Here is a 13,912-nt window from a genome sequence, read left to right on the forward strand (position 1 = left end):
GTCCTCAACGGGCGGGTTCGGAGGGGTGACGGACCACGCAGTCGGGTCCCGGGGCCATCAGGGCCTCGTGCCCGTCGGGGAAGCGGACCCGGTAGGGCGGGTTGCCGTTCTCGCCGAGCACCTGGGTGATCTCGCCCACCTTGTCCTGCCGGCCCACGATCCTGCCGTGCTGCACCAGCTGGTCGCCCTCGGTCGCACGCATCGCTGACCTCCTCGGGGAGCTCCGGTCGGGTGACGCCAGTTTAAGCCTTTCGACCCTTTTCGAACCGGTCTCCCGGGGTGCGGGTGGTGGGCGCTCCGCCCGTCGCGCCGCGGTCAGCCGCGCTGGGTGACCGCGATGCAGACCAGGACGGCCGCGGCGGCCACCGGGGCGGCCGGGGAGAGGTGTTCGCCGAGCAGCGTGACCGCCCAGACCAGGGTCAGCAGCGGCTGGGCCAGCTGGAGCTGGCCGGCGCGGGCCGGACCGATCTCGGCGATCCCGCGGTACCAGACGTACCCGCCGAAGAAGGTCGAGCCCAGGGCCACCCACACCAGACCGGTCAGACCGCGCGGGCCGAGCGAGGTCGGTTCCAGGGAGAGTGCCAGGACCGCCCCGGGCAGGGCCAGGGGCACGGACAGCAGCAGGGCCCAGCCCATCACCTGCCAGCCCGGCATCAGCCGGGCCAGCCGGCCGCCCTCGACGTAGGCGGCCGCGCACACCAGCAGGGCGAGGAAGAGGTAGCCGTCACCGGGGGAGAGGACGCCGCCGCCTTGGGCGAGGGTGAAACCGAGCAACACGCAGGCACCGGCCACCGCCGCCACCCAGAAGCGGCGGGAGGGGCGGCTGCCCGTGCGCAGGGCGGCGAAGGCGGCGGTGGTCAGCGGGAGCAGGCCCACCACGACGGCGGCGTGCGAGGTGCCGGTGGACCGCAGCGCCAGGGTGGTGAGCGCGGGGAAGCCGAGCACGACCCCGGCCGTGACCACGGCCAGACCGGCCCAGTGGGCCCGCGCCGGTACCGGTACCCGCAGGGCGAGCAGCAGCGCCCCGGCCACCACCGCGCCGAGCAGGGCCCGCAGGGAGACCAGGGACCAGGGGCCGAAGCTCTCCAGGCCCCAGGCGGTGGAGGGGAAGGTGAGGGAGAACGCGGCCACGCCCAGCGCGGCGCAGGCGGTGCCCCGTCGGGAACTCCCGGAAGCGACGGAAGCCTCGCCGGGGGTGGGCGGGCCGGGGGTGGGAGCGGCGACGGTCGGAGCGGTGTGGGTGGGAGCCGTACCGGCCGGGGCCCCGTGCGTTCCCGGCTGCGGGACCGCTATCCGGCTCTGCGGGGTAGCGCTATCGTGTGCTCTCATGAACCAGAGTAGCAGTGTGGAGGAACTGGCGGATCTGCTGCGGGCGGAGCTGCACCGCTACTCCGTGGGTGGAAAGCTGCCGTCGAGTCGGGCGTTGGTGGAGCGGTACCGGGTCAGCCCGGTCACGGTGACGCGCGCGCTGGCCCGGCTCTCGGCGGAGGGGCTGGTCGTCACCCGGCCGGGCGCCGGCGCCTACCGGGCCGAGCCGCGGTCGCGGGCCGCGGATCCGGGGGACACCTCCTGGCAGGAGGTCGCGCTGAGCGCGGAGCCCGCCGGGGAGGCCGTGCCGCGCTCCGTGGACGCCTCGGGGGTGCTGGTCACGCTCTCCCGGCCGCCCGCCGGGGTGATCGAGCTCAACGGCGGCTACCTGCACCCCTCCCTCCAACCCGAGCGGGCCATGGCCGCCGCCCTCGCCCGGGCGGGCCGCCGGCCCGGCGCCTGGTCCCGGCCGCCGGTGGACGGCCTACCGGAGCTGCGGGACTGGTTCGCCCGCGAGATCGGCGGCCGGGTGACCGCCGCGGACGTCCTGGTCACGGCGGGCGGGCAGAGCGCGCTGGCCACGGCCCTGCGGGCGGCGGCCCCGCCCGGCTCGGCGGTGCTCGTGGAATCCCCCACCTACCCGGGGATGTTGGCCATCGCCCGCTCCTCGGGGCTCCGCCCGGTCCCGGTGCCCGGGGACGCCGACGGGGTCCGCCCCGAGCTCCTGGCGGCGGCCTTCGAGGCCACCGGGGCGCGGGTGTTCGTCTGCCAGCCGCTGTTCCAGAACCCGACCGGCGCGGTGCTCGCGGCGGACCGGCGGGCCGAGGTGCTGCGGATCGCCCGGGAGGCCGGGGCCTTCGTGGTCGAGGACGACTTCGCCCGCCACCTCGGGCACGAGGGCGGGGCCGGACTGCCCGCTCCGCTGGCCGCGGAGGACGCGGACGGGGTGGTGGTGCACGTGCGCTCCCTCACCAAGATCACCTCGCCGAGCCTGCGGGTCGGGGCCCTCGCCGCGCACGGTCCGGTCCTGGAGCGGCTGCGGGCGATCCAGGTCGTGGACAGCTTCTTCGTGCCCCGGCCGCTCCAGGAGACCGCTCTGGAGCTGGTCGGGGCCCCGGCCTGGCCGCGGCACCTGCGCGCGGTCGGGGCCGAGCTGCGGCACCGGCGCGAGGTGCTGCGACGGGCGCTGGCCGCCCGGCTGCCCGCCCTGCTGCCGCCGCGCCTGCCGGAGGGTGGCTACCAGGTGTGGGCCCGGCTGCCCGAGGGCACCGACGAGGCCGCCTTCGTGGCCGCGGCCCTGCACGCGGGGGTGGCGATCGCCCCGGGACGCCCCTTCTTCAGCGCGGAGGCGGCCTCCCCGCACGTCCGGTTGAGCTTCGCCGGGGTGGCGGGGGCGGCCGAGCTCACCGAGGGCGTGGACCGCCTCGCCACCTGCGCGGACCTGCTGGGGGCGCGGGTCTGAGGGACCCGGCCGGGCGGGACCGGGGCGGGGGCCGGGTGGGGCCCGGCCGCGTCAGCCGGTCCGGTGGCGGACCCAGACGTTGGGCTCGACGTAGACCGCGTAGCCCTGCCCCGGCTCGCACCGGACCGGGACCAGCGCGCCCGGCACCGTCACCGGCCCGGCCGTGTCGAAGGGCAGGCCCGTCCACTCCCGCCACTGCTCCAACCCCGCCGAGACGGTCATCGAGGCCGGCGCCACCTTCTCGACCCTGCCGCCCGCCCGGACGTGGACCCGCAGCCAGGGGTCCACGGGCAGACCGTCCGGGCGGGTCCGGGCCGCGTACTCGTGGATGTCCGCGAGCGGCTCGTCCTGCTTGCGGCTCGGGCGCACCGGCGCGACCAGCTCCGCGAAGCCGCGGGCGGCGGCGTTGGCGCGCATGGCCGCCAGCATCCGGCCGGACAGGCCCTCGCCCTGCCGCCGCAGGTCCACGGTGATCTCGATCGCGCTGACGGTGTCCGGGGCGGTGCCGTGCCGGAGGTCGGAGAAGGCCCACAACAGCACCTGGTCCCACCCGCGGTCGGGCAGCGCCCCGCGGCCGGGCCGGTCCAGGGCGAAGGGCACGCTGAACCCGCGCGCGACCACCCGCTCCCCGTCGGTGGCCACCAGCACGTACTCGGGGAGTTCCGTGACCATCCGGCCGTAGAGCAGCCACCCCACCGGGTCCTCCACGGAGAAGGCGGGCCAGCTGTCCTTCATCTCCCAGAGCTTCGCGGCCAGCTCGGGTCGCTCCGCGAGGGTGGTGACGCGCACGGTGTCCGGGGTGTCCGGGGTGTGCGGGCCGTCCGTGGGGGTCGTGGTGCCGGGGGAGGCGTCGGTGGTGCCGTCCGGGTCCTCGTTCTTGATCATCCGCGCAGGCTAGGCGGGGCGGCGGGAGCCCCTCAACCGGATTACCGGTGAGCGCCCGCCCGCTCGCCCGCCCGCTCGGATCGGGGAGCCTCCTCCTGGGCCGGGGCCGGCCTCCGCCCGGGTCGCCGGACGCCGCGCCCCGTGCCCCCGTCCGTGCTCCTGTCCGCCCCCGTCCGCACCGGAAGGACTTTGCATAAAACTGCGCACGTACGTATAGTCATGCCGTCAACGAGGAGGGTCCCATGGTGGTGCGAGTAGCGGTGGCCGGAGCGAGCGGGTACGCGGGCGGTGAGCTGCTGCGCCTGCTCCTGGCGCACCCCGGGACCGAGATCGGCGCCCTCACCGGCGCCTCCAACGCCGGTCAGCGCTTCGGCGCCCTCCAGCCCCACCTGCTGCCCCTGGCCGACCGGATCCTGGAACCCACCACGCCCGAGGTCCTCGCCGGACACGACGTGGTCTTCCTGGCCCTGCCGCACGGGCAGTCCGCGGCCGTGGCCGCCGAGCTCGGCGAAGAGGTCCTCGTCGTCGACATGGGCGCCGACTTCCGGCTCCGCGACGCGGCCGACTGGGAGACCTTCTACGGCTCCCCGCACGCCGGCACCTGGCCCTACGGCCTTCCCGAACTGCCGGGTGCCCGCGCCGCGCTGGAGGGGTCCAAGCGCATCGCGGTGCCCGGTTGCTACCCCACCGCCGTCAGCCTCGCCCTGTTCCCCGCCTACGCGGAGGCCCTGGCCGAGCCCGAGGCCGTGGTCGTCGCCGCCTCCGGCACCTCCGGAGCGGGCAAGGCCCCCAAGACCCACTTGCTGGGCTCCGAGGTCATGGGCTCCATGAGCCCGTACGGCGTCGGCGGCGGCCACCGGCACACCCCCGAGATGGTGCAGAACCTCTCCGCGGTCGCCGGCACCCGCGTCTCGGTCTCCTTCACCCCGGTCCTCGCCCCCATGCCCCGCGGCATCCTCGCCACCTGCTCGGCGAAGGCCCGCCCCGGCACCACCGCCGAGGCCGTGCGCGCCGCGTACGAGAAGGCGTACGCCGGGCAGCCCTTCGTCCACCTGCTCCCCGAGGGGCAGTGGCCCGCCACCGGATCGGTCAACGGTTCCAACGCCGTTCAGGTGCAGGTCGCCTTCGACGCGGCGGCGGGACGGATCATCGCCATCAGCGCGATCGACAACCTCACCAAGGGCACCGCGGGCGGCGCGGTCCAGAGCATGAACATTGCCCTCGGACTGGACGAGGGACTGGGGCTCTCCGCCGTCGGCCTGGCCCCCTGACCCGGACCCGGACCCGGCAACGGCACCGCACCGACCGCACCCCCGACCCACCCCGCCCCTCCCGCACCGCGACGGCGGAGAAACGAACGACGAGGAGACACCACAGTGAGCGTGACGGCTGCCCAGGGATTCACGGCCGCGGGCATCGCGGCGGGCATCAAGGCGAACGGCAACCCGGACCTGGCCCTCGTGGTCAACCACGGGCCGCGCCTCGCCGCGGCCGGAGTGTTCACCTCCAACCGCGTCAAGGCCGCCCCCGTGCACTGGACCCAGCAGGTGCTGCGCGGCGGCACCGTCTCCGCGGTCGTCCTCAACTCCGGCGGCGCCAACGCCTGCACCGGCCCCCGGGGCTTCCAGGACACCCACGCCACCGCCGAGAAGGTCGCCGAGGCCCTCACCGCGCTGGGCGGCGCCGAGCACAACGCCGGCGAGATCGCCGTGGCCTCCACCGGCCTCATCGGCGTCCTGCTCCCCATGGACAAGCTGCTCCCCGGCGTCGAGACCGCCGCGGCCGCCCTCTCCGAGGACGGCGGCGAGGCGGCCGCCGTCGCCATCAAGACCACCGACACCGTCCACAAGACCGCCGTCGCCGGCGGGGACGGCTGGACCGTCGGCGGCATGGCCAAGGGCGCCGGAATGCTCGCCCCCGGCCTCGCCACCATGCTCGTGGTGCTCACCACCGACGCCGACGCCGACGGCGCCCTCCTCGACGAGGCCCTCCGGGAGGCCACCCGCACCACCTTCGACCGGGTGGACTCCGACGGCTGCATGTCCACCAACGACACCGTCCTCCTGCTGGCCTCCGGCGCCTCCGGCACCGTCCCCGAGCCGACCGCCTTCGCCGCCGCCGTCCGCGCCGTCTGCGACGACCTGGCCCGGCAGCTCATCGGCGACGCCGAGGGCTCCAGCAAGGACATCCGCATCGAGGTGATCGGCGCCGCCACCGAGGACGACGCCGTCGAGGTGGGCCGCTCCATCGCCCGCAACAACCTCCTCAAGTGCGCCATCCACGGCGAGGACCCCAACTGGGGCCGCGTCCTCTCCGCCATCGGCACCACCTCCGCCGCCTTCGACCCCGACCGCCTCAACGTGGCCATCAACGGGGTCTGGGTCTGCCGGAACGGCTCCGTCGGCGAGGACCGCGACCTGGTCTCCATGAAGGACCGCGAGGTCCGCATCACCGCCGACCTCAGCACCGGCACCGAGTCCGCGGTCATCTGGGCCAACGACCTCACCGCCGAGTACGTCCACGAGAACAGCGCCTACTCCTCATGAGCGACGGGCAGCAGATGACCGACAAGCAGAACCAGCCCGGGTCCACGGCCCGCAAGCACACCGCCCTGCCGAAGGCGCAGACCCTCATCGAGGCGCTGCCCTGGCTGACCCGCCACCACGGCCGCACCGTCGTGATCAAATTCGGCGGCAACGCCATGATCGACGAGGAGCTGAAGGCGGCCTTCGCCCAGGACGTGGTGTTCCTGCGGCACGCCGGCCTCAAGCCGGTGGTCGTGCACGGCGGCGGCCCCCAGATCAGCGCCCAGCTCGACAAGCAGGGCCTGGTCAGCGAGTTCAAGGCGGGCCTGCGGGTCACCACCGCCGAGGCCATGGACGTGGTCCGGATGGTCCTCGCCGGTCAGGTCCAGCGGGACCTGGTCGGACTCCTCAACCAGCACGGGCCGTTCGCCGTCGGCATGACCGGCGAGGACGCCCACACCATCAGCGCCGTCAAGCACACCCCGGAGATCGACGGGGAGCGCGTGGACATCGGCCGGGTCGGCGAGATCACCGCCATCGACACCGGCGCCATCGAGGCCCTCCTCGACGACGGCCGGATCCCGGTGATCTCCTCGATCGCCCGCAGCGCCGACGACGGCCACGTCTACAACGTCAACGCCGACACCGCCGCCGCGGCCCTGGCCGCCGCCCTCGGCGCGGAGACCCTCATGGTCCTCACCGACGTCGAGGGTCTGTACGCCGACTGGCCGGTCAGCGACGAGGTCATCAGCCGCCTGACGGTCAGCGAACTGGAGAAGCTGCTCCCCGACCTCTCCAGCGGCATGGTGCCCAAGATGGAGGGCTGCCTGCACGCCGTCCGCAACGGGGTCCGCACCGCCCGCGTCATCGACGGGCGGGTCCAGCACTCGATCCTGCTGGAGATCTTCACCGACGAGGGCATCGGCACCATGGTCGTGCCCGACGACGCGCCCGGCCGGCCCGGCCCGTCCGGCGCCGCCGGCACGTCCGACGCGTACACAGGGGGAACGGAATGAGCGACAACGCAACGGTCACCGGCGGCACGGCGCGGGTGACGGGCGGCGGCAACGCCGCCTACGCGCGGCGCTGGCAGGGCGCCCTCACCGACAACTACGGCACCCCCGCGCTGGCCCTGGTCCGCGGCGAGGGCGCCACCGTCTGGGACGCCGACGGCCGCGCCTACACCGACCTGGTCGGCGGGATCGCGGTGAACGCCCTCGGCCACGCCCACCCGGCCGTGGTCGGCGCCGTGTCCGAGCAGATCGCCACCCTCGGGCACGTCTCCAACCTGTACGCCTCCGAGCCGGTCCTCGCCCTCGGCGAGCGGCTGCTGGGCCTCTTCGGGCGGCCGGGCCGGGTCTTCTTCTGCAACTCCGGCGCCGAGGCCGTCGAAGCCGTCTTCAAGATCGGCCGACTCACCGGACGCACCCACATGGTCGCCACCGAAGGCGGCTTCCACGGCCGCACCATGGGCGCCCTCGCCCTGACCGGACAGCCGAAGAAGCAGGAGCCCTTCCTGCCGCTCCCCGGGAACGTCACCCACGTCCCGTACGGGGACGTCGAGGCCCTGCGGGCCGCGGTCACCGAGGACACCGCCCTCGTGATCATCGAGCCCGTCCAGGGCGAGAACGGCGTGGTCGTGCCCCCGCCCGGCTACCTCGCCGCCGCCCGCGAGATCACCCGTGCCACCGGCACCCTGCTCGCCCTGGACGAGGTGCAGACCGGCATCGGCCGTTGCGGCCAGTGGTTCGAGCACCAGGCCCACGAGGGCGTGCGGCCCGATCTGGTCGCCCTCGCCAAGGGCCTCGGCGGCGGCCTGCCCCTCGGCGCCGTCGCCGCCTTCGGCCCGGCCGCCGACCTGCTCCGGCCCGGCCAGCACGGCACCACCTTCGGTGGCAACCCGGTCGCCTGCGCCGCCGGACTCGCCGTCATCGCGACCATCGAGGCCGAGGGCCTGCTCGACCGGGTCAAGGCCCGCGGCGAGCAGCTGCGCTCCGGAATCGAGGCTTCGGGGCACGCGCTGGTCTCCCACGTCCGTGGCGCGGGCCTCCTGCTGGGTATCGTGCTGACCGAGCCCCTCGCACCGCGGGTGCAGCAGGCGGCTCAGGATGCCGGCTTCCTGGTGAACGCGCCCGCCCCCGACGTCGTACGCCTGATGCCCGCGTACGTGCTCTCCGAGGCGGAGGCGGACGCGTTCATCGCGGCCCTGCCGGGCATCCTCGACGCCGCAGCCAGCGGGGACGGACGATCCGGAGAATGAGACGACGATGAGCCAGGCGCAGGACAACGAGGACTGGACGTCCCCCCGGAACGACTCCCAGGGGGGCGGCCCCGCCGTTCCGCAGACCCGCACCGCCCGCCACCGCCGGATCGTGGACATCCTCAACCGGCAGCCCGTCCGCTCCCAGAGCCAGCTGGCCAAACTGCTCGCCGACGACGGGCTGAGCGTCACGCAGGCGACGCTCAGCCGGGACCTCGACGAACTGGGCGCGGTCAAGATCCGCAACACCGGCGGGGAGCTCATCTACGCGGTGCCCAGCGAGGGCGGCTTCCGCACCCCGCAGGCCCCGCTGGGGGAGTCCGCGAAGGAGGAGCGGATGCGGCGCCTCTCCGGGGAGCTGCTGATCTCCGCGGAGGCCTCCGCGAACCTCGTCGTCCTGCGCACCCCGCCGGGGGCCGCGCAGTTCCTCGCCTCGGCCATCGACCAGGCCGAACTGCGCGCCATCCTCGGCACCATCGCGGGGGACGACACCCTGATGCTGATCAGCCGGGACCCGCAGGGCGGCCAGGCCCTCGCCGACCACCTGCTGAGGCTGGCCCAGAAAGAGGGCTGAGGGGGCGGCCCCGCGCGGGCCGGACCCGACCGGACCCCGGGACTCCGGGGGCCGCCGACGGTTCCCCGGGGGCCGGGTCCTACGCTTCGGCGCGTGGACCCGGCCCTCCTCGTGCGCACGCTCCTGCCCCTCACGGCCCTGCTGTACGGGACGGACCTGCTGCTCGCCCGCCGCACGGCCCGCCGTCACCGGGCGGTCCTGGCGCGCTGGGAGCGCTACTTCGAGGATCCCTACCGGGCCGCCGCCGAGCGCTGGTGGGTCGAGGACGAGACCCAGGCCGCCGCCGCCGAACTGGTCCTGGCGGGGCTGGTCACGGTCACCCACCGGGGGAACCTCGTCCCCACCCCGGACGCCGCCGACCCGGCGCGGGCTCCCGAACACCCGCTGCCCCGGGCCCTGCTCGCCGCGGTGCTCGCCCGCACGGCGCCGGCTCCCCTCGGCGCGGTGGTCCTGCGGGCCCCGGAGTTCGGCGAGGCCCGGACCCGACTGCGCGCCGAACGGCCGGAGTTCGCCCCGCCGGTGGAGTCCGGGTGCCTGACCCTGCTCGCGTCCTTCGTCCTGATGATGGGGATGTTCTTCGTCGGGGTGGCGCTGATGGACCGGCTGCCGCAGGGAGCGGCCGATGGGGCGCTGGCCGTGACCGCGGCGCTGCTGCTGGTCGCGCTGATCGCCTGGTTCCCGCACAACGACCGGGCCCGCGGCAGGGGTTGGCGGGGCGAGCACGCGTACGTGGCGGAGGTCCGGACCGCGGGACCGCACCCGGCCCTGGCGGAGCTGGCGGAGCGGGACCCGCAGGCCCTGGCCGATCTCGGGACGGGCCGGACGCGGACCCGCCGCGGCCGCAACCGGGGCCGGCCCCGCCACCGGGCCCGCAAGGCGCGGGAGGCGCGGCGGGCGGGCGGGGCGGAGGGCCTGCTCAGCGACGGGTGAGGGAGAGCGGCCCGTCCGCGGTGCCGATCGCGATGTGCGGGGAGCGGCGCGGATCGGCCCAGCGCAGGACGCGGCGCATCGCTCCCTCCGGGACGGACACGCAACCGGCGGTCGCGCCCTCGCCGTCGGCGTGCAGGAAGATCCCCGCCCCGCGGAACCGCACCGGCCGTTCGTAGTTGAAGGCGATCACCAGGGCGTGCGCGTACTGCCGCCGGTACGTCACCAGGTGCTCGGCCTCGCCGGGGGCGCAGTCGGCGGGGAGCGGCTCCGCCCAGCGGTTGTAGGCCGTGGAGCCGTTGTCCTGGCACCACCAGGAGTCCGGGCCCACCCGCCGATAGGGGTGGGAGGTGCCGGCGGGGGCGGGACGGATCCCGAAGGCGTACGGCAGGGCGTACAGGCCGGTGGGTGTGGTGGACGTGCCCTGGACGCGGCCGGCCCCGTCGGTCAGCCCGTTGGCGCCGAAGCGGGCGGTGGCCCGGCCCGCCTCGTACCAGCGGCCCGCCCGCCGGTCCCACCAGGTCAGCAGGCCCGTGGTGGAGCCGGGCGCGGGAGCGACGGCGGTGATCAGCTGGCTGCCGCCGCCGGTGTCGGCCATGCGGGCGGGCAACGGCGGGGTGGCGGCGGCCCCGGGCGGGCCGGTGAGCAGGGCGGCGAGCAGCGGTCCGAGGAGCAGCAGCGGTCTCAGCACCGTCCGATCCCACCACGGGCCCGCCCGCCGGGGGCGCAGGCGGCCGCGCGCGTCGCGGGGCGTCACCCGGGGCCGGTCCACGGGGCGGGTCCATGGGCCCGTCCACGGGGCGGGTGGGGTGCGCGGAGGGGGTGGCGGGGTGCGGTGACATGGCGGGGGTGACATTGCGGGGGTGACATTGCGCGATGACATGTCACGGTGTCGCGTCACCCCGCAATGTCACACCCTCCCGCGCCCGGTGGATCGTCATGCGGCCTTCCGGCGGGATCCACCCCGCCCCACCTCGGGGTATTCGCCCAGCTCAGCCCGCCTCACCCCCACGACGTTGACGAAACATACGGAGTCATGCATAGTTATGCCTGTCGTTGGATGCACTGTGAGGAGAAACCCGTGACCGAGCGCGTCGTACTCGCCTACTCGGGCGGTCTGGACACCTCCGTCGCGATCGGCTGGATCGCGGAGGAGACCGGTGCCGAGGTCATCGCCGTGGCCGTGGACGTCGGTCAGGGCGGCGAGGACCTGGACGTCATCCGCAAGCGCGCCCTCGCCTGCGGAGCCGTGGAAGCCGAGGTCGCGGACGCCCGCGACGAGTTCGCCCAGGAGTACTGCCTCCCGGCCGTCAAGGCGAACGCCCTCTACATGGACCGCTACCCGCTGGTGTCGGCCCTCTCCCGACCGGTCATCGTCAAGCACCTGGTCGCCGCGGCCCGCAAGCACGGCGCCTCGATCGTGGCCCACGGCTGCACCGGCAAGGGCAACGACCAGGTCCGCTTCGAGGCCGGCATCGCCGCCCTCGGACCCGACCTCACCTGCATCGCCCCGGTCCGTGACTACGCGATGACCCGGGACAAGGCCATCGCCTTCTGCGAGGCCAAGCAGCTCCCCATCGCCACCACCAAGAAGTCCCCGTACTCCATCGACCAGAACGTCTTCGGGCGGGCCGTGGAGACCGGCTTCCTGGAGGACATCTGGAACGCCCCCATCGAGGACGTGTACGAGTACACCGCCGACCCCTCGGTGCCCCGCGAGGCAGACGAGGTGCTGGTCGGCTTCGAGGCGGGCGTCCCCGTCTCGATCGACGGCCGCCCCGTCACCGTGCTCCAGGCGATCCAGCAGCTCAACGAGCGCGCCGGTGCCCAGGGCATCGGCCGGATCGACATCGTCGAGGACCGGCTCGTGGGCATCAAGTCCCGCGAGGTGTACGAGGCCCCCGGCGCGATCGCCCTCATCACCGCGCACCAGGAGCTGGAGAACGTCACCGTCGAGCGCGAACTCGCCCGCTACAAGCGGCAGGTCGAGCAGCGCTGGGGCGAACTGGTCTACGACGGCCTGTGGTTCTCCCCGCTCAAGCGGGCCCTCGACGGATTCATCGAGGAGGCCAACCAGCACGTCACCGGCGAGGTCCGGATGACCCTGCACGGCGGCCGCGCGGTGGTCACGGGCCGGCGCTCCCCGAAGTCGCTGTACGACTTCAACCTGGCCACCTACGACACCGGCGACACCTTCGACCAGTCGAAGGCCCAGGGCTTCATCGAGATCTTCGGGCTCTCCTCGAAGATCGCCGCCAAGCGCGACCTGGCGGTCTGACCGCCTCCCTTCCGGCCCCCGCGTCGTTGGACACGTCGCGGGAACCGGCCGCCGCGTCCTCCGGGCGCGGCGCCCGGGTCGCGCCCCGCCCGCACGGCCCGCCCGTGCCGCGGCCGGCGCGCCCCGCACGATCAGGTCGTCCCCCCGGTCCTCCGCGCCGGGGAGGCGACCGTCCCGCCACAGCCTTGAGGAGCGAGCGAGAAGTGAGCAGCAACAACGGTGACGTCCGGCTCTGGGGCGGCCGCTTCGCCGACGGACCGGCCGAGGCCCTGGCCAAGCTGTCCGCCTCCGTCCACTTCGACTGGCGCCTCGCCCCGTACGACATCGCGGGCTCCCGTGCGCACGCCCGGGTCCTCGCCAAGGCCGGGCTCCTGACGCAGGACGAACTGGCCCGCATGATCGAGGGCCTGGACCGGCTGGAGGCGGACGTCGCCGACGGCTCCTTCACGGGCACCATCGCCGACGAGGACGTCCACACCGCCCTGGAGCGGGGCCTCCTGGAACGCCTCGGCCCCGACCTCGGCGGCAAGCTCCGCGCCGGACGGTCCCGCAACGACCAGGTGGCCACCCTCTTCCGGATGTACCTGCGCGACCACGCCCGCATCATCGGCGGCCTGGTCGCCGACCTCCAGGACGCCCTGGTCGGCCTCGCCGAAGCGCACCCGGACACCGCCATACCGGGCCGCACCCACCTCCAGCACGCCCAGCCGGTGCTCTTCGCCCACCACGTGCTGGCGCACGTGCAGTCCCTGTCCCGGGACGCCGAGCGGCTGCGGCAGTGGGACACCCGGACCGCGGTCTCCCCGTACGGCTCCGGCGCCCTGGCCGGCTCCTCGCTGGGCCTGGACCCGGAGGCGGTGGCCGCCGACCTCGGTTTCGAGCGGGGTTCCGTCGGCAACTCCATCGACGGCACGGCCTCCCGCGACTTCGTCGCCGAGTTCGCCTTCGTCACCGCGATGATCGGGATCAACCTCTCCCGGATCGCCGAGGAGATCATCATCTGGAACACGAAGGAGTTCTCCTTCGTGACCCTGCACGACGCCTTCTCCACCGGCTCCTCGATCATGCCGCAGAAGAAGAACCCGGACATCGCGGAGCTGGCCCGGGGCAAGTCGGGTCGCCTCATCGGCAACCTCAGCGGCCTGCTCGCCACCCTGAAGGCCCTCCCGCTCGCCTACAACCGGGACCTCCAGGAGGACAAGGAGCCGGTCTTCGACTCCTGCGACACGCTGGAGGTCCTGCTGCCCGCCTTCACCGGCATGATGGCCACGCTCACGGTGCACCGGGAGCGCATGGAGGAACTGGCCCCCGCCGGCTTCTCCCTCGCCACCGACATCGCCGAGTGGCTGGTCAAGCAGGGGGTGCCGTTCCGGGTGGCCCACGAGGTCGCGGGCGAGTGCGTCAAGGTCTGCGAGGCCGAGGGCATCGAGCTGGACCAGTTGACCGACGAGCAGTTCGCCAAGATCTCCGAGCACCTGACCCCGGAGGTCCGCACGGTCCTGAACGTTCCCGGGGCCCTGGCCTCCCGGAACGGGCGCGGCGGCACGGCCCCCTCCGCGGTGGCCGTACAGCTCGCCGAGGTCAAGGCCGACCTGGTCGTCCAGCACGCCTGGGCCACGGCCAAGAACTGACCGGCACGACGGCCGATCGGGACGACGGCCGACGGGGACGACGACGGACCGCGACGGCGGCG

The 13,912-nt window shown here is 74.5% G+C and carries 13 protein-coding genes; 9 read left to right on the plus strand and 4 right to left on the minus strand.

Annotation, left to right across the window (positions count from 1 at the left end):
• Nucleotides 1-4: 4 nt before the first annotated feature.
• Nucleotides 5-202 carry a DUF1918 domain-containing protein gene (locus ABTZ17_RS14995; RefSeq protein ID WP_352196018.1) on the minus strand — a complete coding sequence of 66 codons (198 nt, stop codon included), beginning with the start codon at nt 200-202 and terminating at the stop codon, nt 5-7.
• A 113-nt stretch (nt 203-315) separates the two neighbouring features.
• The gene (locus tag ABTZ17_RS15000; RefSeq protein ID WP_352196019.1) at nt 316-1,329 is read right to left on the minus strand and encodes a DMT family transporter; all 1,014 of its coding nucleotides are present in this window, start codon (nt 1,327-1,329) and stop codon (nt 316-318) included.
• Here ABTZ17_RS15000 and ABTZ17_RS15005 point away from each other — a divergent pair.
• Nucleotides 1,328-2,770: an aminotransferase-like domain-containing protein gene (locus tag ABTZ17_RS15005; protein ID WP_352196020.1), complete on the plus strand. Its 1,443-nt coding sequence runs from the start codon at nt 1,328-1,330 to the stop codon at nt 2,768-2,770. The two genes, ABTZ17_RS15000 and ABTZ17_RS15005, sit on opposite strands and share 2 nt — an antisense overlap.
• Nucleotides 2,771-2,821: 51 nt before the next feature.
• Here the strand turns inward: ABTZ17_RS15005 and ABTZ17_RS15010 are convergent, their stop codons facing one another.
• A complete protein-coding gene (locus tag ABTZ17_RS15010) occupies nt 2,822-3,505 on the minus strand; it encodes an N-acetyltransferase (RefSeq protein ID WP_352196046.1) in 684 nt (227 codons plus the stop codon).
• Nucleotides 3,506-3,897: 392 nt separating this feature from the next.
• Between ABTZ17_RS15010 and argC the strand changes: the two genes are divergently transcribed.
• The 6 genes from argC (at nt 3,898) to ABTZ17_RS15040 (ending at nt 9,944) form a co-directional block, all read left to right on the plus strand.
• Nucleotides 3,898-4,926 (plus strand): N-acetyl-gamma-glutamyl-phosphate reductase, encoded by a 1,029-nt coding sequence (gene argC, locus ABTZ17_RS15015; protein WP_352196021.1) that lies wholly within the window; start codon nt 3,898-3,900, stop codon nt 4,924-4,926.
• 105 nt (nt 4,927-5,031) lie between these two features.
• The gene (gene argJ, locus ABTZ17_RS15020; protein ID WP_352196022.1) at nt 5,032-6,201 is read left to right on the plus strand and encodes a bifunctional glutamate N-acetyltransferase/amino-acid acetyltransferase ArgJ; all 1,170 of its coding nucleotides are present in this window, start codon (nt 5,032-5,034) and stop codon (nt 6,199-6,201) included.
• Nucleotides 6,198-7,196, plus strand: a complete 999-nt coding sequence (gene argB / locus ABTZ17_RS15025) for an acetylglutamate kinase (protein WP_352196023.1) — start codon at nt 6,198-6,200, stop codon at nt 7,194-7,196. The genes argJ and argB overlap by 4 nt, the downstream gene beginning before the upstream one ends.
• Nucleotides 7,193-8,440, plus strand: coding sequence for an acetylornithine transaminase (locus ABTZ17_RS15030; RefSeq protein WP_352196024.1), 1,248 nt, complete (start codon nt 7,193-7,195; stop codon nt 8,438-8,440). The genes argB and ABTZ17_RS15030 overlap by 4 nt, the downstream gene beginning before the upstream one ends.
• A gap of 7 nt (nt 8,441-8,447) precedes the next feature.
• Nucleotides 8,448-9,014 carry an arginine repressor gene (locus ABTZ17_RS15035; protein ID WP_352196025.1) on the plus strand — a complete coding sequence of 189 codons (567 nt, stop codon included), beginning with the start codon at nt 8,448-8,450 and terminating at the stop codon, nt 9,012-9,014.
• A 93-nt stretch (nt 9,015-9,107) separates the two neighbouring features.
• Nucleotides 9,108-9,944, plus strand: a complete 837-nt coding sequence (locus ABTZ17_RS15040) for a hypothetical protein (RefSeq protein ID WP_352196026.1) — start codon at nt 9,108-9,110, stop codon at nt 9,942-9,944.
• On the opposite strand, the gene ABTZ17_RS15045 is transcribed toward ABTZ17_RS15040, so the two are convergent.
• On the minus strand, nt 9,931-10,629 hold the full coding sequence (locus tag ABTZ17_RS15045) for a L,D-transpeptidase family protein (protein WP_352196047.1): 699 nt from the start codon (nt 10,627-10,629) through the stop codon (nt 9,931-9,933). The genes ABTZ17_RS15040 and ABTZ17_RS15045 overlap by 14 nt on opposite strands.
• 393 nt (nt 10,630-11,022) lie before the next feature.
• Here ABTZ17_RS15045 and ABTZ17_RS15050 point away from each other — a divergent pair, with 393 nt between their 5' ends.
• Both ABTZ17_RS15050 and argH read left to right on the plus strand, forming a co-directional pair.
• Nucleotides 11,023-12,219 carry an argininosuccinate synthase gene (locus ABTZ17_RS15050; RefSeq protein WP_352196027.1) on the plus strand — a complete coding sequence of 399 codons (1,197 nt, stop codon included), beginning with the start codon at nt 11,023-11,025 and terminating at the stop codon, nt 12,217-12,219.
• Between the two features lie 203 nt (nt 12,220-12,422).
• Complete coding sequence (argH, locus tag ABTZ17_RS15055; protein WP_352196028.1) at nt 12,423-13,850, plus strand: argininosuccinate lyase; 1,428 nt, start codon at nt 12,423-12,425, stop codon at nt 13,848-13,850.
• The last annotated feature ends 62 nt before the right edge of the window (nt 13,851-13,912 follow it).

The sequence above is a fragment of the Streptomyces sp. NPDC097619 genome, from assembly GCF_040302735.1.
Taxonomy (GTDB): domain Bacteria; phylum Actinomycetota; class Actinomycetes; order Streptomycetales; family Streptomycetaceae; genus Streptomyces.